The organism is Streptomyces sp. NPDC018693, from assembly GCF_044391385.1.
In the GTDB taxonomy this organism is placed as follows: domain Bacteria; phylum Actinomycetota; class Actinomycetes; order Streptomycetales; family Streptomycetaceae; genus Streptomyces.
In genome coordinates this window covers 495,782-519,497 of record NZ_JBIRZZ010000005.1, presented here as the reverse complement: position 1 = coordinate 519,497, position 23,716 = coordinate 495,782, and the positions used below count along the sequence as shown (strand labels likewise).

Genomic DNA, 23,716 nt, shown 5'->3' with positions numbered 1-23,716 from the left:
GAAGGTCCGCGAGGGCGGCCGGATCATCAACGTCCACGCGCTGATCGCGGTCGGCGTCAACGCCGACGGCCACCGCGAGATCCTCGGCCTGGATGTCGCCACCGCCGAGGACGGCGCCGGCTGGCTCGCCTTCCTGCGCTCGCTCATCGCCCGCGGCCTCACGGGCGTCCAGCTCGTCGTCTCCGACGCTCACGCCGGCCTTGTCGACGCCATCGGCGCCACCCTGCCCGGCGCGTCCTGGCAAAGGTGCCGCACCCACTACGCGCGCAACCTGCTCAGCCAGGTCCCGAAATCGGCCCAGCCCTGGGTGGCCACGCTGCTGCGGACGGTCTTCGAACAGCCCGACACCGACGCGGTGAAGGCACAGATGCGACACGTTCTGGATGCACTGGAGGTCAAGTTCCCCATAGCGGCAGCCCACTTGGACACCGCTCAGCACGACCTGCTGGCCTTCGCGGCCTTCCCGCGCGAGATCTGGAAGCAGATCTGGTCGAACAACCCGCAGGAACGGCTGAACAAGGAGATCCGCCGCCGCACCGACGTGGTCGGGATCTTCCCCGACCGCACCGCCGTGATCCGTCTCGTCGGCGCGGTCCTGGCCGAGCAGAACGACGAGTGGACCGAGGCCCGCCGCTACATGGGCCGTGAACTCCTCGCCAAGGCCCGCCTCCACCCGATCGAGTCAGAAACCGACGAACCCACCATCCCGACCGAACTCACTGCATAGCCTCAAAGACGAGATCACCGAGTGGCCGTCGATACACCACTCCAGCGGACGTGACCCGGCGATCCGCTGCCTGACCGGCAGCGGATCCCACGGCGACTGGCTCACGAACTGCTGCAGCGCCTGCATGTTCCCATCCGGCAGACGCTCGGCCATCGGCTGGATCGACTTGCGCCGACCGTCCAGCATCAGGCCCCGCAGATAGCACTCGCCCCACCGGCGCTGATCCCGCCGCGGAAACGACCCGAACGCATCGGCAACGAACTCCGCCAACTCACCCCGGAGCCGTTCCACTTCCCCCAACCTCACCCCGGGAAGCTGCCCACGAACAGTCGAGATCACTCAACGTAACGAAGCACCACTAAGGGTTGCCCCGTAACTGATCTTTGGCAGCACGAGAGTGCCTGGCCGGGATCGCATCCCACCCTTTTTGGGGAGGCACCGACCTCGGTTCACCCCTGGGACCGCACGACACCGGAGCGGACAGCAGGGGCCCTCCTCCCGACAACGTGCGGACCTACCCACCCAGGGGAGATGAGCAGGACCCCTGTTATCGTGCGCCGATGTCAACGATCAAACAGTTCCAAGTGACCTTCGACTGCGCGGAACCTGCGCGCCTCGCCGCTTTCTGGTGCGAGGTGCTGGGGTACGTCGTACCGACAGTCCCCGAGGGCTTTGACACGTGGGAGGAGTACCACCGCTCGCTGCCGCCTGAGGATGAGATCTACTTCGCGTGCGCTGATCCCTCCGGCGTGGGTCCACGCCTGCTCTTCCAGCGAGTTCCCGAAGGCAAGGTCGTCAAGAACCGGGTGCATCTCTGTGTGCGGGCCGGCGCCGGGCTCGTGGGTGACGAGCGCCTGGCCACACTCGAGGCTGAATGCGCACGGCTGATGGCTCTTGGCGCGAAACACGTGCTGACGCAGCGCGCCGATGGCGTCAACGAGTCGTGCATCACGATGCAGGACATCGAGGGCAACGAGTTCTGCCTCGACTGAATCTCCTCCAAGACTGCGAGGTGGGGAGCCGCCTCCCGTGGACCTCTCAGGTCCCGCATGCGGCAGGAGCTACCCCGTGAGAGCAAGGTTGTGCAGACGGGCGATGCCGAGCATGGCGTGGTGGACGCCGTCGCCGCGCAGTCGCAGTCGCAGTCGCAGTCGCAGTCGCAGTCGCTGAGGATCTTCCACGTCTTCATGCGGGCGAAGCAGTGCTCGACGCGGGCGCGGACTTGCTTGTGCGATTTGTTGTGGGCCTGCTTCCGGTCGGGCAGCTCCTTGCCCGGGCGGCGGCGGTGCGGCATCACCAGGCCGGTGCCCGGGTAGCCGCCGTCGGCGATCGTGGTGGTGTTGCCGACGGCGGCCTTGGCGCCGGACTCGGACCAGGCCCGGCTGTCGTGCCGGTTGCCCGGCAGCGGTCGGCCAAGGGCGACGACCAGGCGGCTGTCGGCGTCGATGACGACCTGGTGGTTGGTGGAGTAGCGGTAGTTCTTGGACTGTTCGGCCACCATATGGTCGCGGGTGGGCACCAGAGTGCGGTCCACGATGAGCACGGCGTCCTTGGCGAACCGCTGGCGGGGCCGGAGCGCCAAGAGCGGTCCGAGGTTGTCGATGACCCGGTCGGCGGCGGACTTCGAAACCCCGAACAGCGGGGCCAGTTGCCGCATCGTCAGGTTGGTCCGCCAGTACGCGGCGACCAAGAGGACCCGGTCCTCCAGCGACAGCTTCCACGGTCGGCCACGACCAGGGGCGTCGACACCCTCGCGGCGCAGCCGCGTCGCCAACTGGCCGAAGGCACGCGGGCTCAACCCGGTGAACGGGACTATCCAGGACGACCCAGACGCCGTGATCACACCAGCCACAGCCGAGATCATCCCACAGCAAGATCACTTACGGGACGGCCCTTAGTACTCCAGTTGCACTTCGCTATTACCGCTGGTCAGAGGATGGTTTCTGAGCATACTCAGCTGACGCCTCGTCATGTGGCGGAAGTGCTCCGGGTCCTGCCGTGCGCGCCGTGGGCCGCCAGGCCGTCCACGATGGGCTCATCGATCAGGCTCTGGGACGCCGTCCGTGTGGCCGAAGACGGCGATCAGGGCGCGCTGGGACAGTCCGTAGTTGAGCGCGGCCGCGGCGGGCGGGTCGCTGTCTTGCGTGCGAGACGTCTCGGTGCCGACGGGGACCGCGCCGTGGATCGCGGCCAGGGCGCGGGCGACGGCCAGGAGCCGGTACGCCTGCGCGCGGCTGATGCCGAACTCCGCGTCGCAGTACGACGCCCAGCGGCGGTGCCCGAGGGGATGCCAGACCCGGGCGGCGAGCACCGCCAAGGAGCGCCGGACGTCGTCCATCGCCTCGCGCAGCCCGGCTGTCATCTTCCGGGCCTGCGCAGTGGTCAGCGGCGACCGCGCCGGTTCGGTCACGCGGTCCTGGTCCTGGTCGTGCTCGCCCATGGCTCCATCGTCCTCTGCGGCGGCGGGCAACCCACCCGAAGTGATCACCGTGTTGATCGGGACCAACGACGCCCGAGCGAGCCTTGCCGGCTACCCCGTCGAGCAGGCCATGAAGCGCAAACAGCTCCCCGATCGCCCGTCGGCAGGCTGGTTCCAACAGTGCCTGGGAGCCGTCGTCGCACGGCTGCGAGCGGAGACCGACGCGACGATCGGTCTGCTGTCGCTACCGGTACTCGGCCAACAACTCGACGGAGCAGCGGCACAGGCATCGCAGGCGTACAGCCGGATGATCGCCGAGGTCGCCGCCACCAACGAGGTGGCCTGCTGCGCCGCAGCCTCGACACGATCTCGCGGCGGCGAGGTCTCGTGCTCACGACCGACCACATCCACCAGAACAGCCGCGGCGCCACCCTTATCGCTGAGGTCATCGACGCCGGCCTGCTGACCCAGAGCGCGTAGCTGGGTCCGGCGCCGGGCCAGTCGGATGCCATCTACCAAGCGGAGGTGGCATCCGATCCAGGCGGTCAACGCCTACGCCATCCGGATGACGAGGAGGTCACAGATCTCGGGAAGCCGTCGCGGAGCGTTACCTCGATGTTCGATTGCGAGGGACTGGCTTGTGCGAGACGGCGTACGCCTTGGTGTCTGACAGCCTGAAGTGACACCCCCTCAGGTGCATTCCGTTCGCTGCTCTGGTCGGTTGTGGACGGTGATGGTACTGGTCATGCAGATCGACGCACCGTTATGGAACTCGCTGGTATTCGAGGGGATCGACGAGGTGAAGGCCGAGGCGGTCACGGCCGCGTTCGACACCATCGAGGTGGTGGCGAGAGGCCGTGCGGGCGGCGCCGCATGTCCGGACTGCGTCCGCTCCTCGGACCGGTCCACGACCGATACCAGCGCAGGCTGAGGGACTTTCCTCTGGCTCAGGGCTGCGGTGAGAGATGCCGCAGTAAATGCCGGATTCACTGCGGCAGAGCCCCTACCGTGATCACCGCGACCCGCGCCGGACCAATCCAGCCGCCGGGGCGAGGTGTACGCATTTGCTGCGGCAGTGCCGGAAGGGCGGGACGGCGTGACGATCGAACCGGTGACCGAACTCGGGAGCGGGGGCGCACTTCGGTTGCCGCGCGCTCCGCCCGCCACGGCGGCTGCGGCTCCATGGAGGCCACGTTGACGACCATCACTCGCTCCAGCCCGTGCCGCTCGCGGAAGTCCGTGAGGTCGTCCACCAGCACCCGCACTGCCTGCTCCTGCGTTCCGCCGAAGCGTTCGACCCGCTCATCGGGGTCACGCCGCAGAGCTGCCGCGCCTGCCGACGCCGGACAGACAGCAGGACACCCCTGTGCGGATCTCCCGGTCCGCGTCGGTCAGGCGTCCTCGACGGCCGTGACCATCCGTCCTGGCAGGACACCGGCTTCCACCAGGTTTTCGGCACGCTTGGCCAGCGGAGTGCCGACCAGGTCGTGCCCGCCGAACACCAGCGAGCCCACACCCGGGAGTGCGTCGCCGGGGAAGTCGGGACGCTCCGTCACGCACCCGGTCGGCTCTGCGAGCCCCGCCCGCAGTGCAGCGGCACCGAACACCGCCGTCGTCGCCACCGACCCCGTCCGCCCACCAGCCATACCCCGACCTGCTCCGGCGGCCTCTTCGGCGCCCCACGCATCACAGTCGCCCTGCCTGGCACAGCCTCGTCACCTCCTGCCGCCTCCAGTGCCTGTCGCCGCTCGGGGACCGGCCGTACGTCGCCCACGACGGCTCCCAATGGCTGCCACCGGACAGCCGGCGAAACATGTGAGCGATGCCCGTGTCGCGTGGGGGGTGCAGCGGTCGCCGGCGCACCCGGATGAGCCGGTGACGACCATCGCCCGCCGTCTGAGTTTTCCCGGCCCCACCAGTGGCGGGCGCGGCCGATGCTATTCGATGCGCTTCGACAATCATGTCCGCAAGTGAAAGAAATGTGTGTTCCTGCGCAGAGCCTTGCTGCCCAGACATCCCATCATTACTGTCCGGGAGACGCAAGCGCTTCGACACTTCGTCCACCTGCGTCTGGCAAGTCCGGTGCTTGAAAGTAAGGGGACCGAGCACCGTTCCCGCATTCCTTGAGCGCGCCACCTCGACGAAACGAGCCATCCACCATCGCGAGCAGCACCACATGCGAACGGAGTGAAGGTGTCAACACGTCAGCTGATCGAACGTCTCGGCCGCCTCGCTTTCGTCGGGACTCCGATCAGTCGGCAGACCGGGGGGTCCGGAACAACCCATCGCCGTCCTTGGAGGGACACATGAGATGGCAAGCCCGTAAATCCGTCAGCAGCAAGTCGGCCGGGTTCGGTCGGCTGGCCCTGATCGTCGCCGTGATCGCCGGGTTCCTGAGCTTCGCGTCTCCTGCGCAGGCCCAGGTGCACTCCACCTGCGACCGGTGGGGTCAGTACACCCAGGGCACCTGGACGATCTACAACAACATCTGGGGCGAAAACCACGGCACACAGTGCCTGACCGTCAACAGCATCAAGTCCTGGTACGTCGATGCCAACCACTCCGGCGGCGGGATCAAGTCCTACCCGAACACCTCGGTCCGGCCCCAGACGCCGCTGTCGCAGTTGAACTCGGCGGGCTTCTGGTACAACACGTCGTCGGCTCCCGTCGCCGGCGGTGACCACTGGAACTGGACGAGCGACCTCTGGTCGACCGGCAACCAGGACGAGATCATGGTCTTCACCAGCTGGTCCGGTGGGACGGCAGGCGGCTGGGGAAGGCAGATCGCGTCCAACGTGACCATCGGCGGCATCCTGTACGCGTCGGTCTGGCAGGCCGATCCCGGCTGGAACGTCCTGCAGCTCATCCCCGCCCAGCAGAGCAACACCGGCACCATCGACGCCTCGGCGGTCTGGCGATGGGCCGCGTCGCAGAACCTCCTGCGCAACACCACCTTCGACACGATGCAGTTCGGCCTCGAGATCACCTCGACCAGCGGCGTGCAGAAGCGGTACTCGCTGAACGCCTACAGCGCATGGTGGAACAACACCTCCGGCGGCGGATCAAGCATCTAGCCGCAAATACGCGCGACACGACGGTGCACTCCGTCCGCGCATAGAGACGCACGCCGGAGCGATTCCCCACCGCACACCTTTCCGCCGGGCCTCGAACGACAAACTCCGGCGGCAAGGTTTGCGGTTGTCACCACCGCCGGGGGCGGTCGGTACGGGTAGGCGGCCGTCCTGGAGGGCGAACGGTTCGGTGATGCCCTGGGCGAAGCACCGGTTGAGGCGGAGGTGCCGCCGAGGAGGGTGTGGCTGTACACAGGACGGGCCCGGTGGCCGGAGAACCGGCTAGGAGTCGGCAACGGCGGCGCGGCGTCGGGTCTCCGCGAGGTGGACGCCGATGTACCGGGTGAGGGCCAGCGCGTCCTTCGGCTCGTCGGCCTGGAAGGTGACAAGGCGCAGGAGACTGACCCCGTCGAGCCCGACGCCTTCTCGGGCGAGGACGAAAACGAGGGCGAGGAAGGCCGACCGGGCGTTGCCGTCGTGGAAGGGATGGAAGAAGCAGACGTCGAGATAGGCACGTGCGGCCCGGGCTGTGAGGGGAAGGGGCCGCTCGGCGTCCCTTGCGCTCTGCGCCAGGCACGCGTCGAGGCGGGCCCGGGTGTCCGGGCCGATTCCGTAGCGTTCACGGCCTTGCTTGGCAAAAGCGGGCAGGTCGCGGAACAGCGGTGGCTGCGGTGTGCCCAGGACGTGTTGCTGCCAGCGCTGGAGCAGATCGAAGTCGAGCAAGGCGCCGCGCGCGGCGTCGTCCCTCAGCAGTTCCACGGCGGCGAGCAGGCCCTGGGCGCGTACGGGGTCCAGGGCGCCGTCGAAGGCGCGGATGTACTCCGCCACGCCGTCACGCAACGGGACCACAGGCTTCTCCCCACCACTGTCCGCAGCCTCCAGCCACGGCACGGTCTCGCGCACTGCGAGCCAGCGCTCGAGGTGGTCCGGTGCCGGCTCGGGCGACCCCGCCTGATCGTCCGGCCGCAGCGACAGCGCGAGCCGCTCCGCGACGTCATCGACCACCTCCGGGTCGGGGCCGGTCCAGCTCGCGAACCGCCCGCCGATCGCCTCGTCGACCAGCTCCTGCGCGAGGCCGGGAGCGACGCCCCAGCGGCTGAGGAACCAGGTGAGCACCTGATGACAGTGCCCGTGCCAGCCGCTGCCGCAGCCAGTGCGGTCGGTCACCTGCAGGATCAGGTTGCGGGCGGCGCGTTCCCACAGGATCCGCTGGTCCTCGACATCGGTCAGGTCCAGCGGGTACGCGTCGAACCACCCGGCGAGACTTTCCAGCCACTCGCGCCACTCACACAGCGCCGCGACGACACGGGCGAGCGTCTCCTCAGGTGTGGTGATGGAGTCCCGCGGGCAGCACCAGCTCCCTACGGGTCCTCCGTCGAAGTCCCCTTCGTCGTGCGCCCAGCGCCAGCCCACGGTCCACCGGCCGTAGTGCTCGGACAGGGCGTGCGACATGGCGTCGGCCCAGGGACGGCCGGTGTCCCGGCTCCAGGCGCCCATCGCCGGGTCACCGAAAGGGACGTCGGGACGGCTGGGCACCCGCCGGGCGGGCCCTAGCGACCGCACCACCTGCGGCGCCGACGAGCTGTCGAAGAAATGACGGGAGGGATCCACATCGTCCCAAGCCAGAAAACCGGGGGCCAGCTCGACAATCACCGCGCAAGCCTGCCACGTCCACCCCACCTTGATTCAAGCGGATTACCGCAAGGCCATGGAGAACGTGCCGGGGCCTTCGCGACACGCTTGCTCAGCTGGAGAGTGCTTCTTTCCGTGCAGCCAACAGGACCCTGGACAAGTCCCATCGTTGCAGGTCAGAAGCACTCTCCATTTGTTTGATCAAGACGTGGAGTGTCAGGCCGGGTGGCTGAGAAGGGTCAGCCGGCGTCGCCGATCAGCTTCCAGGGCTCGTGGTCGGCGTCGACCCCGGTGCCCGGGGCACTGCCCCTCGTCTCCCACTTGGCCTTCCATACCTTGCCGTTGTACTTGACCGTGGTCTGCTCGATCGGCTGGCTGGCCGGGGAGTAGATCTTGGTCGCGTCCCAGTTCGCGGCACTGCAGCCACCGGCCGGCGGGGTCGCCGTACCGAGTCCCTTGAGGTTGTCGGTCGCCGGCGCGTACGCCGTACCGCCGATCGACAGACTCGTGTTCACCGGACCGGTGATCGGGAGGAAGTAGATGATCGGCAGGTCGAGCGACTTCCCGGCCGGGATGATCTGGCAGTAGTCCAGTGTCGTGCTGACCCGGTGGAACGTCGAACCGGCCGCCAGCTGCCACTGGCCACCTTGGGCACCGGTCTGCCAGTTGGCGTCCTTGACCAGCGGTGACGTCGAGGCCGGAATGTCGAACGACAGCTTCGTGTCCTTGCCACCGCCGAGCGTGCGCCCGGTGTTGTTGGTGATCCGGACGGTCGGCTGCAACGGCCACAGGTTCGCCGTGGAGGTCGGGTAGTCGACCAACTCGACGCTCACGTCGGCGGTCACCGTCGGCGCGGCACCACCGGTGCCGGCGCGCAGACTGTTGCTGTAGGCGCCGATGTTGCCCAGCTTCTCGTTCAGCCGGGTGGTCAGCGTGTACCCCATCCCACACGGGGTGTCCGGCTGGACGTCCGCCGGGCAGGAGTAGTCGCCGCCGAGCTCCCACATCATCACGCCGCCCGCACCGGTCGACTTGACCAGGTCGGTGACCGCGTCGATGCCCTGCTCGTCCTCGGTCGACAGGAACACCTTCTTCTCGGCGTTCCACAGCCACGACGTCTTCGTGGCGTCGTCCCAGTACCGGATGTACTGGCCCGTGCGCCGGTCGGTGATGTCGGTCTGCGGCTTCAGCCCGACACTGGGGGCGTAGACCGGCGTGATGTTCTTCTCCAGGTTCTTGGTGTGCCACAGCGGGTTCGTCCCGGAGCCGAGCTCGCTGCCGTTGTTGGTCTCGTCGTGCCAGATGTTGTCGATGCCGATGGCACCGTCACCGCACGGCCGCTTGATGCCGGTACCCGGTTCGCAGCCGTTCGGCTTCTGCGACGTGCCCCACAGACCGTTCGTACCGCCGGTGACGTTCTGCCAGCCGCGCGTGTAGTAGGGCACACCGATGTTGACGCGCCCGGCCTGCATCGCGCCGCGCATGTACTTCATCGCCCAGTCGGTGTTGAAGTACCCGATCTTCCCGTACTCCTCAGTGGCGTACTGATCGGCCAGTTCCGGGTCCTTGCCGTCGTCGAACAGCGCCGCGTTCGGACCCACGACGTCGTTCCAGGTGCCGTGGTAGTCGTAGGCCATCAGGTTGGTGAAGTCCTGGTACTTCAGCGCGGTCTGGTTCGCCATCCCGCGGGCCAGGTAGCCGGAGGCCGACGACGCCGAGGTGAGCAGGTAGTACTTGCCGTCCGCGACCGAAGCCCGGTTCAGCGAGTCCCGCAGCGTCTTCATCAACGCGGCGTACGTCGTGGGCAGACCCTTGCGACGCGGGTTCGACACCGCCCAGTCGGTCGGATTGCCGGTGTCCTCGAGGACCGTGGGGTACTCGAAGTCGATGTCGACACCGTCGAACCCGTAGGTCCGCAGGAAGTCCACGACCGAGCTCGCGAACGTGTCGATCCCGCCCTGGTTGACCGAGCCGTCGGCGTTGGTGGTCATCGTGTAGAAGCCACCGGAACCGGCCCAGCCACCGACCGAGATCAGCGTCTTCACCCGCGGGTGAAGGCGTTTGTACTTCGTCAGCAGGTTGAAGTGCCCCTTGTACGGCAGCGAGGGATCCATCTCCGCGCCGACCTCGCCGGGCCACTCCATCTGGGTGGCGTTCGAGTCGACCTTGATCTTGTTGTTCTCCACCGACGCGAACGCGTAGTTGAGGTGGGTCACCTTCGACCACGGGATGTTCTTCACCAGGTAGTGCGGCGTGCCGTCGGCACCCGTGCGGCCACCGTTGAAGTAGCCCACGACCCGGCGGCCCCGGCCCTCGCCGAGCCATTCCCGGCCGTCACTCTGGTAGACCTTGCAGTACGGCGTCGCCACGCCCGGCGTCGTCGCCAGACCCTCCGGTCGGCAGTCGCCGGACGCAGCCGGCCGCGTACCGCCGTCGTCGCCACCGGGGTGTGACTCCATCGGGTCACCGACACCACCGTTGATACCGAGATCGCCGGCGCCGCCGTCGGTGCGGCTGCCGTCGCCGTAGCTCGGCACCAGCCAGCCCTCGATGTCACCGGCACCACTCGCCACGGCCACCGCCCTGACGGCCGTCGTGGCGGCGGTCTTCGCCGTCGTAGTGGTACCGGAGCGGGTCAAGGCGAAGTCCTCGATCCCGTCGCCGTTCAGGTCGGCGAAGCTCCCGAAGGTGCCCTGGAACGGGTCGTCGGAGCGGATCACCCGGACCTCGCCGGTGGTGAACTCGACCCGAACCGTGTCGGCCTTGCCGTCACCGGTGATGTCGGCGAAGGCGACCTGCGCGCCGCGCGCCTCACCCGGGGTGGCGAAACCCGAGATCCTGGTCCAGCCGCCCTCGGTCGGCATGCCCTTGCCCTTGTTCTGCCAGGCGGTCGGGAAGCTCATCCGGTCCAGCGTGATCAGGTCGTCGCGACCGTCACCGTCGAGGTCGGTGAAGTACAACTCCGGCTCGTAGCCGAGGTTGTTCGCGACGATCGTCGCACTGCCCCAGCTGACCTTGTCACCACTGCTGGTGTTCCGCGACATCCGCATCGCGGCGATGCCGGTCGGCGAGTCGGCCGCCGGCAGGATCCGGACGTAGTCGTCCTTGCCGTCACCGTCCAGGTCGGCGAAGTAGACCAGCGCCGGGTTGTTCCCCCGGTCGGCCGGGCTGATGTCGCCCAGCGAGACGGCTTCCTTGGTCGGGTCGTCGTTGCGCCAGCCGGTGACCTTGCCGTCCGTACCGACCACCGCGTAGTCGGCCTTGCCGTCGCCGTTCAGGTCGGGGAAGGCGATCTTCGAGCCGGTCGCGGCGGCGTCCCGGATCTTGCCGATCGGCTTCCATACGTACGAGCGGTTGCTGATCAGGCCCTGCAGGACCGCGATCCGGGTGCCCGCGCCGAAGGCTTCCGCGATCTTCTTGTAGCCGGCGTCGGTCGGGTAGATCTCGTTGGTGATGTCCTCCGTGGTCACCGCGCCCAGGTCGACCAGCACCAGCCGTGCGCCGGCCTGGATCTTGGCGTAGGCCATCGTGCGGAGCGCGCGGTTGTAAGCGTCGATTCGAGCCTGGTACGTCGGGTTCGTCGACGGCGGCAGGGTCCCGAGCAGGATCGTGGTCGTCGGCGAGGTCCGGTGGATCGCGTCCACGAAGCCCTGCATCTTCTCGGCCGTCGCGGCGCCATCGGCACCGCCGGTCAGGTCGGCCGTGCCCGCGAGCAGGGTCATCATGTTCGGGCGCAGTGTCTGCAGCGCGGGGATCGTCCGGGCCTTGATGTCGTCGATGCCCTTGCCGTCGAAGCCCATGTGGTCGGGGTCCCCGCGCGTGCCGTTCTTCAGCTCGCCGACGAAGTCCGTGCGCTTGAAGATGAGGCTGGCACCGATCACCCCCGCGGTGGTCATGCCCTTGACGATGGTGCCCAGGTAGTCCCGGAAGCCGGTCTCGTCGGTGCTGTTCACACCGGCCGTGATCCCGTCGCCGACCGCCATCACCCGGGCCTCGTCGATCTCCGGGCCGGCGGCGGGCGACGGAGTGGGCCCGGCCGCTCTGAGCTGGTTGGCCCGGACCGGCCAGTGGTCGGAGGTGCCCTCGCCGGTGACCGTGACAGGCAGATTGAGGGTCTGGTGGGTGGTGACGAAGTAGTCCAGCTCACCTCCATGGACGTGGGTCGCCAGACCCGAGCTGTGGATCCGCATGTCCTGCGACGGGAAGCTCGCCCGCTGGCCGAGGTCCTCCGGGTCGACGTTGAAGTCGCCACCGACCGTCGCGTGGTAGGTCACGCCACGCTGGGTCGCGAGGGCCCTGATCCGGTCGTGAACGGCCCTCATCATCGGCCCGGAGTCACCGCCACCGCCGGACAGACCGTGGAAGGTGAAGTACCACTCGTTGCCGAACCGCGCCCCGAGCGCGTTCCGGCCGGCGTCGATCGGGTTGCCGACGACGATCAGCTCGTCGGGCGTGTCGCGCAGGACGAGCGCGATGTTGACCCGGCCGCCGATCCGACGCGGGTTGGTCGCGTCGTCGGCGGTCTGCAGGTAGTAGACCTCACGGGTCGGATAGGGGGAGCGGCCACTGCTGTTGACGTCCCACCTGTGGTGCAACACGGTGTACTGATGCGTGGCGCCCGTGCTGTCGGTCGTGGTGAAGGTCTGGGAAGGCTGCGCGACGCTGTTCTCGGGCGGCTGCGGGCCGACCTCCTGAAGCATCAGGATCGGCGACTCCTGCGCAAGCCCCACGACCGTGTTGGTCCACTTGCTGCCCGTCTGGTCGTCGTTGTTGGCCCCCTGCATGTTCCAGGAGATCAAGTGCGTGCTGCCCGCAGGGAAATCGGCGGCGGAGGCCGGAACGACAACAAGTGCGGTTGCCAGCCCGGCCATCACCACCACTGCGGCGAATAAGCGGCGGAACAAGAGTTCCCCCCGTTTCTCACATCCAACAGATCGGGAGCAACCGGATCGCTGGAAACTAATTGACCTCTCAACTATAAGCCTCGATCGTTCATGAGGCCCCGTCAGCTTGCCGATCGGGCCTTTGCGGCGAGGCGGAGGATGCGGCGGCGGCCGGTGGTGACGAGTTGGGCGGCGGCGGAGAGAGGGCGGAGCCGCGGGCGGCGGGGCTCCCAGAGCCGGGCCTTTGCCGCTGGATGATCTCCAGCCAGATGTGGTTCTGCTCGGCGTCGTGCAGCGGCAGACTACGCAGACCAGTGGCGCGGGCGGCGCGGATGCGGTCCTCGACCCGGGTCCGCTGCCGGCAGGTCAACCGCATGCCGTTCGGCGTGGATGAAGCGCAACTGGGCGCCGGGGTGTGGCCGTTCCTTGCGCACGCAGCCACAGCCCCTTCGGCCGGCCGGTCAGGCAGTCGCCGGCGAGTTCGCCTACCCAGGCGCCGTCGCGGATGTCGCCGTCGGGTTCAACGGCCGGCGTCCAGGCCGAGGCAGGGACCTTCGAGACGGCCTGGTTGATGGCGTCGGCGAGCGATGGTCATGCCGACCGAGTACGACAGCCACCGCCCGCGCCGGGTGAACCGGGCGACGAACTCGTGGGTGCCGCCGCCGGAGTCGGTTGAGGGTCCGGCGTCCCCGCCGGAGGTGTTTCGGCATCTGGGCCGGGGCCAGTTTCGTGACTTCGACGTGGTCGGCGGCAGGGTCGGAGCCCGCGTTGGCAGGCCGCAGCAGGCCCACGAGCGGCTCGCCGGAGCCGCCCCGGGCATGTGGTCGACGAACCCCGTCAGCGGGTGGTGGCCGAAGGCCGTCTTCCAGGTCGCGGCGTCGTCCCGCGTCCGGCATCGCATCACCAGCCAACTTACAGACATGTTCGCGCACTTCGGCGCGAGCGGTGCGCGGCGCGGCCAAGACCCGCTTGCCGCACGACGCCAGCTGGCCGGCCAGGCGGGAGACCGTCGGGTCGGAGGCCACCGTCCGAACACGGCCGGCTCGGCCCGCAGCAGCGCCACATCGGCCAGGCAGTCCCCGCCCAACGCGGCCGCGAGCGCCAGATCCAGCAGGATCTTGCCCGGATCGTGCACCGCCCGGCATTCCGCCACGGCTCAAGCGCCGCCGATATCGCCGCATCCGGACCGGACTTGCGGACCGTCTCGGCAAGCAACACCGCCCCGGCCTGCGAAACCACTCCTCGACCGCCGCCCTCCCACCTCGTGAAAGCGCGAGGCGAGGAGATCCACCGCCGCACCGACGTCGTCAGCATTACCGGTATGAGCACGAAGACATGTCCGGACCGTCGCAGAGCGGGCGGGACGCCCGGATCCCTGGCCGCCCAAGCAACCGTCGCCGTCGGGTGGCCGAACGCCGACCCGGCACGCCGTCACTTGGCCGAGCGGCTTCGGCGTCGGCGGCCACGGCACAGATGCCACCGCAGCGCTGTGGCAACCCCGGGCGGCAGCGGGGGCAGGCGTGCGCTGCGCATGCCGCTGAAGGGACTGGATGCGCATCATCCGCCCGGCACCGGCGGCCCCCATCGTTTGCCGCCCTGCGGGCAGCCGGCCGCCCCGGGCTGCGGACCGAGTCAGGCGCCGAGCGCGGTGAAGCCTCCGACGATGGCGCCGTAGCCGATGTGGGCGACGACGGTGACCACGGGAGTGCTCAGTCCGTAGTTGAGCATCAGGAAGCCGGGGGGTTCCAGAAGGGCCACCTCGGGAGCGCTGGTGAGCGGGCTGCCCATCCGGGGGTGGACGAGCGGCAGGAGAACGCTGACCAGCGCGGTGCCGGCGAACAGGCCGTGCAAGAGACCGAACATGGCGCCCTGCCACCATCCGGCCATGCCGATCGCGAGGAAGACGGCGTAGTACATGAAGGCGAAGATCTCGCCGTTGAGGAAGTGCATCAGGTAGCCGAGGGCCTTGGCGCGCGTGCGGTTGACGGTCACCGCCGTGCCGAGCAGGAAGGGCAGGTCCATCCGCGTCAGACGCATCTCGCCGGCGGCGCGCAACGCAGTGGTCAGCACCAGCGTGCCGACGAACGCCCCGGCGGCCGTCCCCCACGCGCTCACCCGCTCGCCTCCCTGTCGGCGGCGCTGACGGCATGGGCGGCGCTGATCAGCGCCAGGTGGCTCAGACCCTGGGGCAGGTTTCCCAGGAAGTCACCGGTGGCCGGATCGATCTCCTCGCTGTACAGGCCCACGTCGTTGGCGAGTTGGATGAGGTCGTCCATCAGTTCGACGGCCTGGGCGAGCTGTCCGGTGCCGGCAAGGGCTTCGGCAAGCCAGAAGGAGCAGGCGAGGAAGGCACCCTCGGGCCCGTTCAGGCCGTCTTCGCCGGAGTAGCGGTCGACGAACGGCCCGTGCCGCAGATCTTGCCCCACCGCCGTGATCGTGGCCCGCATCCGCTGAACGTCACCGTCGTAGCCGTAGAGGTGACCGAGGAGGACGGCGGCGTCCAGGTCCTCGCTGCCGGCGGAGCGCACGTAGCAGTTGCGGTGTGGCAAGACGCAGCGGGTCTCGATGAATGTGGCGACCTCTTGGCGGGCGACCTGCCAGCGGGCCAGGTGCCGGTCGGGAATCAGGCCGTGTTCGGCGAGGTGTGCCGCACGGTCGAGGGCGACCCAGCACATCATCTTCGACTGGGTGAAGTGGCGCGGTGCGCTGCGTACTTCCCAGATCCCCGAGTCGGGCTCCTGCCAGGTGGCGCAGACGAGGTCGGCGAGTTCAGCGAGGCGCCGGGCTACGTCGGCGTCCAGCCTTCCGGCGGCCTGGGCGTACAGCCAGGCGGTCTGCATCAGCTCGCCGTAGGTGTCGAGCTGGACCTGATCGGCAGCCGCGTTGCCGATGCGGACCGGCGTCGAGCCGCGGTAGCCCTCCCACGGCAGGGTCTCCTCCCTGGTGTGGGCACCTCCGTCCAGCCGGTAGAGGACCTGCAGGCGGGGGTGGGTGAGCTGGGAGGCGTGCATCAGCCACCAGAAGTAGGCATGTGCTTCCGCGGGGCAGCCGAGCCGGAGAAAGGCGGCCAGGGTGAAGGCCGAGTCACGCACCCACGAGAAGCGGTAGTCCCAGTTCCGCTCGCCGCCGACGTGTTCCGGCAGCGATGTCGTGACCGCGGCCGCGACCGCACCCGACGGGGCGAACACCAGCAACCTCAGCGTGAGCAGGCTGCGCATCACCGCCTCATGCCACCTGCCGGTGGAGATCCGGTCGTCCGCCCAACGGCGCCAGGAAGCGCACGTACGCTCCAGGCGTGCCTCACATTCGGCCCGGGCCGGCAGGACCAGCGGCTCCTGATGAGCGAAGGGCATGGCGATCAGAGCGCTCCGGCCCGGCGTCGCAAGGAAGCTGCCGCTGATCGCATCCCCCTCAAGTCGGGGTTCGCCGGCATCCCAGGCGCAGATGGCGAGCGCGTCGCTGCCTGCCGTCGCAACCGGGACTCCGGCGCGCCGAGCCAACCGCGTGGTGCGGGTGCCATAGCCGAATCGAGGCTGCGCCCTCCACCGCATCGGCACCCGCCCGGACACACCGTCGATACGCCGTTGCAGCTCGCGCATCGGGGCGAGCAGGCCATCGTCGTGCAGACTCAACGCGTCGGTGACCCGGACGATGCCCTGCGGCGTGACGAACGTGGTCTCCAGGACGTTCGTCCCCGGCACATAGCGGCGCTCGCTGCGGTACGGCACCGCCGGCTCCAGGAGGAACCGGCCGCCGCGGTCGGCGTCAAGCATGGCACCGAACACCGGCGGCGAGTCCAGATCCGGCAACCCGAGCCAGTCGACCGACCCGTCGCGGGCGATCAGTGCCGCGGTCCGTCCGTCGCCGATCACCGCGTAGTCGCGCAGCGGAACGTAGCCATCGGTCCGCGAGACCACCGGGCGATGGCGATCGGTTCTGGGAGAAGCTCCCATGACTTCACCATCTCATCGGGCCTGCTCCATCGCTCCGCACGAAGCCGATCATGATTCCACGCGGAGGGGTGGCCGGGCGGGTGGGGCGGTGAGGCTCCACCCGCCGGACGGGCTCAGTGCGCTCGTCGTCCGTCCACGGCCGCTACCGCTTGGCGTGGTAACGCTGGGCGAGCCGTGCCAGCGCGACGGCGCCGAGGAGCAGTCCGAAGTCGCGCAGGGCCACGTCGTAGTGGTCCGGGATGGTCAGCAGGTTGACGATGATGCCCGCCAGCCATCCCGCCACCAGCCAGCCCCCGAAGCGCGGAGCCAGCGCCACGGCGACACCGGCCACGATCTCGACCACGCCCACGGCGTACATGGCCGCCTGGGCGCTGCCAGGAACGATGTCGTCGATCCACGGCGCGAGGTAGGTGGGCCAGTCCACGAGCAGGTTGGCGAACTTGTCCAGCCCGAACAGGATCGGCGCCACCGTGAAGCCGGTACGCAGGATCACGAACGCCTGGTAGCCGGGGTCGGCGAGCTCCGCCCGCCGCGAGGTGCGGGTTGTGGTGTGTGTGGTTACGGAGGACATGGCTTGCCATCTCCTTCTATCGACAACGTTCATTTCCTATAGAAGACCACTCTCGCTCTTTAGTCAATGACCGTGGGTTTTACACTGGTGTTCGTGGACACTCCCAAGGAAGTACGCGACTCCGACGTCTCCGCCGTCGCCGCCCTCGACGAGCCGACCCGCAGGAGGCTGTACGACCACGTCGTGCGCCAGCCGAGCCCGGTAAGCCGTGACGAGGCGGCGGCCGCCCTCGGGCTGGCCCGGAAGACCGCCGCGTTCCACCTGGACCGACTGGCCGACGAATTTCTGCTCGACGTCGTCTACGAGCGCCGCAGCGGACGCTCCGGGCCGGGCGCGGGAAGGCCGGCCAAGCTTTATCGCCGCTCGGCGAAGCAGATCGCCGTCACCCTGCCGGACCGCCGCTACGAGCTGGCCGGGAGGCTGCTCGCCCAAGCCGTGGAGGAGTCCGACGCGACCGGCGAGCCGGTGCGCGAGGTGTTGCACCGCAAGGCCGACGAACTCGGCACACAACTGGGCGAGCAGAACAGGACGAACGTCTTCGACCTGCTGGAGAAGTACGGCTTCGAGCCACGCCGCGAGGGCGATGTCATCGTTCTCTCCAACTGCCCCTTCCACACGCTGGCCCAGGAACACACCCAGACCGTGTGCGGCATGAACCTCCACCTGCTGAGCGGCATCCTCAACGGCCTGGACGCGGCAGGACTCGAGGCATGCCTGGCACCCGGTCCCGGACGCTGCTGCGTCCGGCTGCAGCCGGCGGCCTGAGGAAAGCTTCGTCCGTCAGCGGGCGACTTCCCGGTTCGTCAGCACCGGCAGGGCCCGCACCAGAGCGCCGCGGGTGCCCGGGTCGCCGGGGTGGAGTGGTGGCGCGGCTACCGTGGGTGCACTGCGTAGGTCAGGTGCGTCACCCGCGACGACGGCTCCGAACGGACCGGCTCCAGCGCGACCCTGGACGCGTCCACGCCCTCGAACAGACGGATTCCGGAGCCGAACAGCACGGGCGACAGCGCGATCGAGAACTCGTCGACCAGGCCGGCGTTCACGTACTCCAGGATCGTCGCGCCGCCGCCCGCGATGCGGACGTCGCGGTCGCCGGCGGCTTCACGGGCCTGGTCGAGCGCGGTCTCGATGCCATCGTTGACGAAGTGGAACGTGGTCCCGCCCGGCCGCTCCCAGGGATCACGCTTGGTGTGCGTCACGACGAAGACCGGCGTGTGGAACGGCGCCTCCTCCGGCCACATCTGCTCACCGGCGTCGAACATGCGCTTGCCCATGACGCTCGCGCCGGTGCGCTCGAACGTCTCCCGCACGATGTCGTTGTCGCGCCCCTCCTCGCCGCCCTCGCCCAGCTTCAGGTTCTCCCGGAAGAACCGCTGCGGGAAGATCCACTGCTGGAGTTCCCTCCACCGCTGCCCCATCAAGTCCCCGAGGGAATCGGGCGCGAGGAACCCGTCCAGCGACATCGACACGCTGAAGAACACCTTCCCGGCCATCAGCCCTCCACCCCCTTCCGAACGATCTCGGTGACGTAGGCCGCCAGGTTGCTCAGGGTCTGCCGGCCGCCCTCGATCGCGTGGTACTTCTCGACCGCCTCGTCGCGCAGTTCCTTGGTGGGGAACACGGTGCGCATCACGATCCGGGTCGCCGCGCCGTCCGGCGCGAAGGTCAGGACCGACTGGAAGGCGTTCGGGTCGTCGCGGTACTCACCGTGCAGCAGCACGATCCGCTCCGGCGGGGCGATCCGCAGCCAGCGGATCCACTCGGAGTAGTCGGTCCCGTCCGGCCCGTGCAGCACGAAGTCCCACTCCCCGCCCTCGCGGAACTCGAAGGACCGCGTGGTGGTGGTGAACCCCTCCGGACCCCACCACCGCGACAGGTGCCGGACCTCGGTGAACGCCTCGAACACCAGCTCCCGCGGGGCGTCGATGACCCGGGTGATCACGATCTCCCGGTCGGCCGTCGCCGGCTCCGCCCCAGTTTCGTGCCTTGCTGTCCCTGCCATCGGTCATTCCTCCTGCCGTGTCTGCTTGAGGTCCTGCACGTAGGTGTCCAGCCGGTCGAAACTCTCGTTCCAGAACCGCTCGAATCCGCCGACCCACTCGTGGACGGGCCGCAGCCCGCGGGCATCCAGGCCGTAGAGGCGCTGCTTGCCCGCCTCGCGGACCCGCACCAGCCCCACCTCCCGGAGCACCCGCAGGTGCTTGGACGCCCGCGGCTGGCTCATCCCCAGCTCCTCGGCCAGGTCGGTCACCGGCCGCTCACCCGCCCGCAGCAGCGCCAGGATGTCCCGGCGCTGCGGCTCGGCGATCGCATTGAACGCGTCCGACGTCGTCGCTGCTCGTGCCATGCCCCCCATCATATTCCCATATCGGAATATGATCAAGCCGGTTGGGAATCGGGCAAGGACTTGTCGGATGGCGATTGCAGGCGGTGGGGATCGTCGTCAGGTCGGTGACCCACAGCCGGTTCGGTCCAGACGGCATGGGCGCGGGGCGAGCCGTGGATGCCGCCGGAGTCGGTGCGGATGTGCCGGATCCGCTCGGTCAGTACGGCATCCTGACGCTTGTGCGTCCTCGTCGAGGAGCGCGGTCACCTGGCCCCGGTCGGGTCGAGTTGCGCCGCTCCCTGCGCAGCGCGGCGGGCTCGGCGCGTTCGTCGGCGGTCAGCCGGTCCGTCACGCTCGCCGGCATCCGCCTCGGCCTGCCGGATCCAGCCCCGCAGAGCCTCGGGATGCACACCGAGCTGGATGGCCAGGCGCTCGATCTGCGGCTTCGGGTCGACGTCCGATACATCCGCACCGCACGCTCACGCAACTCCAACGAGTACTTCCTGGGCCAGCCAGGGTCGGAGCCATCTGACCCCCTGTCACCGTCCTCCACATCTCGGGGGAACCTCAGACACGAACATGCAGCCGCCGGGGCCCGGCTCGGGGTACGAACCGCCGAGCGTGTCGGGTGATCAGATGCCGGGGCCGTGCGCTCGGCGGGTCTTGTCGCGTAGCAGGTCGTGGACCTGCTGGGTGGTGCCGCCCACTTCCCACTTCGCGTTGTCTCCCGAAGGTCACGCACCCGCGCCGAAGAGCGGCTCGACCGCCGGAGGATCACGAGCCCGACGGCCGGGAGTGCCGGCTCGGCTCGCACCTCGCCCGAGCAGCGGAGATGATGGAATAGTCGCTTTTGCGGGGTTTTGTCACAATCGGTTGAAGGGAGCGCTGGATGCCCTTCACAGCGGAACTGCGCGGTCTGCTTCCCCTGCGCCCAGCCGGACTCCTGACCCGCCCCGTCGACATCGGGGTCGCCCGCCGCCTGGCGGCCTCCCTCGGACCCGATGACTCCATTCACGACGACCCGCGCGGGACACGGCGCACTGTCTCCGATCTCCTGGTGTTCCACCTCGATGCGGGAGCGCGGCCCGCGGTGGTCAAGCACCCCCGCAGCAGGCGCGCGGCCGCGTCGCTGGAGCACGAATGCGCCGCCGTACGGCAACTGGCCTGTGACGAGCGCCTGGGCCCGTGGCGGCGCCTGCTGCCCGAGGTGGAGCAGTGCCGCCTGGAGGGACCGTTGCCCGTGGTGGTGCAGAGCTGCCTGCCCGGCGTGGAAGCCGACGCGCTGCTGCGGCGTTCCCCGCAACTGGCCCGCCGGGTCACGCGGTCCGCTCTCGGGGCGATCCGCGAGCTGCACCGGGCCACCGGGCGGACGGAAGAGGTGACGGCCCGTGTGGGCGACTGGGTCGACCCCCGGCTGGCCGTCCTGGCCGACGAGGTCCGCTGGTGTCGCCGCGGCAAGGGCGCGGAAGCCATGGCCATCCTGCGCGAGCACATGGTCCGTGCCCTGGCCGGACGTCGGCTGCTGGTGGCGTGGACGCACGGCGATTTCCATCCGGGGAACGTTCTGCTGGATCGGGGACAGGCGGAGCTGAGCGGGGTGATCGACTGGGGAGGCGCCATCCCCGACGGTCCGTCCCTGCTCGACTGCCACACGTTCGTCCTGACCTTGCGGCACCAGCTCGGACGGCAGCAGTTCGGGCGGGTTGTCGCCGACGCGCTGCGGGACGCCTCGCTCCTGCCCGAGGACCGGCAGATGCTCGCAGAGGCGAGCGCGCTGCCCTCCGATGCCGAGAGCGAGATCGCGTTCACGTTGTTGACGTGGCTGTGGCATGTCGCGGGAAACGTCGCCAAATCGGCGCGGTACGGGCGCAGTCACCGCTGGGTCGCCGACAACGTGGTGCCCGTGCTCAGCGAGGTGGCCACGCACCCGCCCCGCTGACGGCCTGGCGGCGACGCTACGAAATGCCCGGCCCCGCCCCCCTGCATACGATCGATCCATGGAGGCAGGTGGGCCTTCAGCCGCAAGCTTCGTTCCGGAACCCACGCCCTGCGGGAGAGAAGGCCGTGAACACACCTGCTGAACTCCTGGACCACACTCCGGCCGGCACCGCCCGCATCACGACTCCGGCACCACGGGAGACCTGGTGGGAGGTGTGCGGACAGGACGCGGACGCACATGTCAGCCAGACGCCGGCCTGGATGGACTGCCTGTGCGGCACAGGGCCGTACCGGGACGCGAGCCGGCTGTACGAGTTCGAGGGCGGGAGCCGGATCGTCGTGCCCCTTGTCCGCAGAAGACGGCGTGCGGCTTGGGCGGACGCGGAGGAGTCCTGGCCGGCCGACTGGGGCATCGGAGGACCGCTGTCCTCCGGCGGAGTCGGTCCGCCTGAGGCGAGGGCGGTCTTCGAGGACCTCGCCCGGCGGCCGGCTCTGCGGGTCGGCGTGCGTTTCCGGCCGGAGGGCAGCGACCTCTGGGAGGCGGCCGCGCCCGGGGGTTTCTGGCGGGAGCACCACATGACACAGACGGTGGACCTCGACGGCGGATTCGGGACCGTCTGGGAGCGTCGCTTCCGCCCGCACGTGCGGCGCGAGGTCCGCAAGGCGGAACGCTCGAAGGCCGAGGTCGAGGTCGATCGCACCGGTCGGCTCGTTCCGGAGTTCTACCGCCTGTACGAGCAGTCGATCGAACGCTGGGCCGCACAGCAGCACGAACCCCTGGCTCTGGCGCGGTGGCGCAGGAGAAGGGCGTTTCCCAGGAGCCGGCTGGAAGCGGTGGCCGCTCGCTTCGGCGAGTCGTGCGCCATCTGGATGGCCTGGAGCCACGGGGAACCGGCCGCCGCCATCGTCGTACTGGGCCATGGCAGTCACGCGCGGCTGTGGCGTGCTGCCATGAACCGGGACCTGGCCCACCCGCTCCGGGTCAATCCGCTGCTGCAGAGGCTGGCGATCGAGGACGCCTGCGCCGCGGGCTACCGGTACTACGACATGGGTGAGTCGCGCCCCGGATCGTCTCTCGCTTCCTTCAAGGCGGGGTTCGGCGCGGCGAGTCGCTCCTCACCCCGTTACGTCCGTGAGCGGCTTCCCGTCTCCGCGGCCCAGCACCGGCTGCGCAGGGGCGTCAAGAAGGTACTGCGCTTCCAGGACGCGTGACGCGCCTTCCCGGGACCGGCGCGCGGGTCAGGCGCTGTCCTTCCAGACGTCGAGGGGCTTGGCCTCGGCGCTGTGGCCCAGCGGATCGAGGTCGTAGGCGTCGAGCAGGGTGCGCAGCAGCCCGTACAGGTTGTTCGGCTGGTCGTGGTCGCCGGGCCGGACCCGCTCGCCGACCAGGATGGTCGGAATGTGGTTGTCCTCGTCCCCTCCGCCCTCGTCCTCGTCCCAGGTGACGACCAGCAGACTGTTGTGCGTCATCGCCCAGCGGACGTAGTCCCCGATGTTCTGCCGCAGCCAGGTGTCGGCCCGTCGGACGCTGCCGTCGTGCATGTCGTTGTCGAGGTTCGGGATGACGAAGGACACCGTCGGCAGGTGCGAGAAGTCCCGTGGGAAGTCGGTCCACGGACGGTTGATCGAGGCCGGCAGCTGGGTGAAGTTGACCCAGGGGCTGTGCCGCCGCACGTAGGGACCGCTCGTGCAGCCGGTGTAGCCGACGTGCGGCAGGCTCTCCGCGTATCCGACGAATGTCAGGTCGGCCCGGATCAGTTCGGAGGCCAGGTTGCGGCCGGTGAACTCGTTGGGGCAGTCGTTTCCGTCGACACCCTGTGTGGAGCCGGAGAACAGGGCGAGATAGTTGGGCTGGCTCGGGTGGGTGATGGCGTAGAACTGAGTCAGATTGGCACCCTGCCGGGCGAGTTCGTTCAGGTACGGGGCTTCGGGCGACCCGATGACGTCCTCGTAGTTCCGGTTCTCCTCGATGACCACCACGACGTGGTCCGGCCGGGGGACGGCGCTGCCCTTGTCCGACGCGCCGCACCCCACGGTCGGCGGGAGCGCCGCCAGGGCGGCCGACGCGGCGATGAGCGTCATCTTCGTACGGCGCGGAAGCCGCCGGCAGGACGTCACTCGTAGTCTCACTGCTCTCCCTCTGACGATCGGTCGGTCCGACCGGTGAGGACCGACCCGACGCGCGTCTCCCCCGCA

Annotated in this window: 18 protein-coding genes and 5 pseudogenes; 8 read left to right on the top strand and 15 right to left on the bottom strand. The window is 69.0% G+C overall.

Annotated elements, in window-relative coordinates; translation table 11 throughout:
- Positions 1 to 727 (top strand): IS256 family transposase (locus ACH5AC_RS17390; protein WP_398862680.1); only part of this gene is annotated, 727 nt, incomplete at its 5' end.
- Positions 728 to 754: 27 nt separating this feature from the next.
- Here ACH5AC_RS17390 and ACH5AC_RS17385 read toward each other — a convergent pair.
- Positions 755 to 1,033: pseudogene (locus tag ACH5AC_RS17385) on the bottom strand (transposase); the annotation flags it as partial.
- Positions 1,034 to 1,287: 254 nt separating this feature from the next.
- Here ACH5AC_RS17385 and ACH5AC_RS17380 point away from each other — a divergent pair.
- A complete protein-coding gene (locus ACH5AC_RS17380) occupies positions 1,288 to 1,719 on the top strand; it encodes a VOC family protein (protein ID WP_398862679.1) in 432 nt (143 codons plus the stop codon).
- A gap of 69 nt (positions 1,720 to 1,788) precedes the next feature.
- On the opposite strand, the pseudogene ACH5AC_RS17375 reads toward ACH5AC_RS17380, so the two are convergent.
- Together ACH5AC_RS17375 and ACH5AC_RS17370 are read right to left on the bottom strand one after the other, a co-directional pair.
- Positions 1,789 to 2,579, bottom strand: a pseudogene (locus ACH5AC_RS17375) (transposase family protein).
- A 183-nt stretch (positions 2,580 to 2,762) separates the two neighbouring features.
- Complete coding sequence (locus ACH5AC_RS17370; protein ID WP_398862678.1) at positions 2,763 to 3,167, bottom strand: hypothetical protein; 405 nt, start codon at positions 3,165 to 3,167, stop codon at positions 2,763 to 2,765.
- Between the two features lie 16 nt (positions 3,168 to 3,183).
- Here ACH5AC_RS17370 and ACH5AC_RS17365 point away from each other — a divergent pair.
- A pseudogene (locus ACH5AC_RS17365) lies at positions 3,184 to 3,626 on the top strand (SGNH/GDSL hydrolase family protein); the annotation flags it as partial.
- Positions 3,627 to 3,891: 265 nt separating this feature from the next.
- A complete protein-coding gene (locus tag ACH5AC_RS17360) occupies positions 3,892 to 4,077 on the top strand; it encodes a hypothetical protein (RefSeq protein WP_398862677.1) in 186 nt (61 codons plus the stop codon).
- A 460-nt stretch (positions 4,078 to 4,537) separates the two neighbouring features.
- Here the strand turns inward: ACH5AC_RS17360 and ACH5AC_RS17355 are convergent, their stop codons facing one another.
- Complete coding sequence (locus ACH5AC_RS17355) at positions 4,538 to 4,792, bottom strand: hypothetical protein (RefSeq protein ID WP_398862676.1); 255 nt, start codon at positions 4,790 to 4,792, stop codon at positions 4,538 to 4,540.
- Positions 4,793 to 5,452: 660 nt separating this feature from the next.
- Between ACH5AC_RS17355 and ACH5AC_RS17350 the strand changes: the two genes are divergently transcribed.
- Positions 5,453 to 6,220 carry a hypothetical protein gene (locus ACH5AC_RS17350; RefSeq protein WP_398862675.1) on the top strand — a complete coding sequence of 256 codons (768 nt, stop codon included), beginning with the start codon at positions 5,453 to 5,455 and terminating at the stop codon, positions 6,218 to 6,220.
- A 279-nt stretch (positions 6,221 to 6,499) separates the two neighbouring features.
- Here the strand turns inward: ACH5AC_RS17350 and ACH5AC_RS17345 are convergent, their stop codons facing one another.
- The 6 genes and pseudogenes from ACH5AC_RS17345 to ACH5AC_RS17320 form a co-directional block, all read right to left on the bottom strand.
- On the bottom strand, positions 6,500 to 7,870 hold the full coding sequence (locus tag ACH5AC_RS17345) for a Fic family protein (RefSeq protein WP_398862674.1): 1,371 nt from the start codon (positions 7,868 to 7,870) through the stop codon (positions 6,500 to 6,502).
- Positions 7,871 to 8,088: 218 nt separating this feature from the next.
- Positions 8,089 to 12,720: a glycosyl hydrolase family 18 protein gene (locus ACH5AC_RS17340; RefSeq protein ID WP_398862673.1), complete on the bottom strand. Its 4,632-nt coding sequence runs from the start codon at positions 12,718 to 12,720 to the stop codon at positions 8,089 to 8,091.
- Between the two features lie 158 nt (positions 12,721 to 12,878).
- Positions 12,879 to 14,046 (bottom strand): annotated as a pseudogene (locus tag ACH5AC_RS17335) (transposase); the annotation flags it as partial.
- 318 nt (positions 14,047 to 14,364) lie between these two features.
- Positions 14,365 to 14,847, bottom strand: coding sequence for a hypothetical protein (locus tag ACH5AC_RS17330; protein ID WP_398862672.1), 483 nt, complete (start codon positions 14,845 to 14,847; stop codon positions 14,365 to 14,367).
- Positions 14,844 to 16,649 (bottom strand): glycoside hydrolase family 15 protein, encoded by a 1,806-nt coding sequence (locus ACH5AC_RS17325; protein ID WP_398862670.1) that lies wholly within the window; start codon positions 16,647 to 16,649, stop codon positions 14,844 to 14,846. The genes ACH5AC_RS17330 and ACH5AC_RS17325 overlap by 4 nt, the downstream gene beginning before the upstream one ends.
- Positions 16,650 to 16,827: 178 nt before the next feature.
- Positions 16,828 to 17,256 carry a hypothetical protein gene (locus ACH5AC_RS17320; protein WP_398862669.1) on the bottom strand — a complete coding sequence of 143 codons (429 nt, stop codon included), beginning with the start codon at positions 17,254 to 17,256 and terminating at the stop codon, positions 16,828 to 16,830.
- An 87-nt stretch (positions 17,257 to 17,343) separates the two neighbouring features.
- Between ACH5AC_RS17320 and ACH5AC_RS17315 the strand changes: the two genes are divergently transcribed.
- The gene (locus ACH5AC_RS17315; protein ID WP_398862707.1) at positions 17,344 to 18,021 is read left to right on the top strand and encodes a helix-turn-helix transcriptional regulator; all 678 of its coding nucleotides are present in this window, start codon (positions 17,344 to 17,346) and stop codon (positions 18,019 to 18,021) included.
- A gap of 107 nt (positions 18,022 to 18,128) precedes the next feature.
- Here the strand turns inward: ACH5AC_RS17315 and ACH5AC_RS17310 are convergent, their stop codons facing one another.
- The 4 genes and pseudogenes from ACH5AC_RS17310 to ACH5AC_RS17295 all read right to left on the bottom strand — a co-directional run.
- Positions 18,129 to 18,749, bottom strand: coding sequence for a dihydrofolate reductase family protein (locus tag ACH5AC_RS17310; protein ID WP_398862668.1), 621 nt, complete (start codon positions 18,747 to 18,749; stop codon positions 18,129 to 18,131).
- The gene (locus ACH5AC_RS17305; RefSeq protein WP_398862667.1) at positions 18,749 to 19,258 is read right to left on the bottom strand and encodes an SRPBCC family protein; all 510 of its coding nucleotides are present in this window, start codon (positions 19,256 to 19,258) and stop codon (positions 18,749 to 18,751) included. Before ACH5AC_RS17305 ends, ACH5AC_RS17310 begins: the two co-directional genes overlap by 1 nt.
- 3 nt (positions 19,259 to 19,261) lie before the next feature.
- Positions 19,262 to 19,603, bottom strand: a complete 342-nt coding sequence (locus ACH5AC_RS17300) for an ArsR/SmtB family transcription factor (RefSeq protein ID WP_398862666.1) — start codon at positions 19,601 to 19,603, stop codon at positions 19,262 to 19,264.
- 242 nt (positions 19,604 to 19,845) lie between these two features.
- Positions 19,846 to 20,025 (bottom strand): annotated as a pseudogene (locus ACH5AC_RS17295) (transposase); the annotation flags it as partial.
- Positions 20,026 to 20,471: 446 nt separating this feature from the next.
- Between ACH5AC_RS17295 and ACH5AC_RS17290 the strand changes: the two are divergent.
- On the top strand, positions 20,472 to 21,521 hold the full coding sequence (locus ACH5AC_RS17290; RefSeq protein ID WP_398862665.1) for a phosphotransferase family protein: 1,050 nt from the start codon (positions 20,472 to 20,474) through the stop codon (positions 21,519 to 21,521).
- A gap of 125 nt (positions 21,522 to 21,646) precedes the next feature.
- Entirely contained in the window at positions 21,647 to 22,732 is a 1,086-nt protein-coding gene (locus ACH5AC_RS17285; RefSeq protein ID WP_398862664.1) for a GNAT family N-acetyltransferase, read from the top strand.
- A gap of 27 nt (positions 22,733 to 22,759) precedes the next feature.
- Here ACH5AC_RS17285 and ACH5AC_RS17280 read toward each other — a convergent pair whose 3' ends face one another.
- Positions 22,760 to 23,602: an alkaline phosphatase family protein gene (locus tag ACH5AC_RS17280; RefSeq protein ID WP_398862663.1), complete on the bottom strand. Its 843-nt coding sequence runs from the start codon at positions 23,600 to 23,602 to the stop codon at positions 22,760 to 22,762.
- Between the last annotated feature and the right edge of the window lie 114 nt (positions 23,603 to 23,716).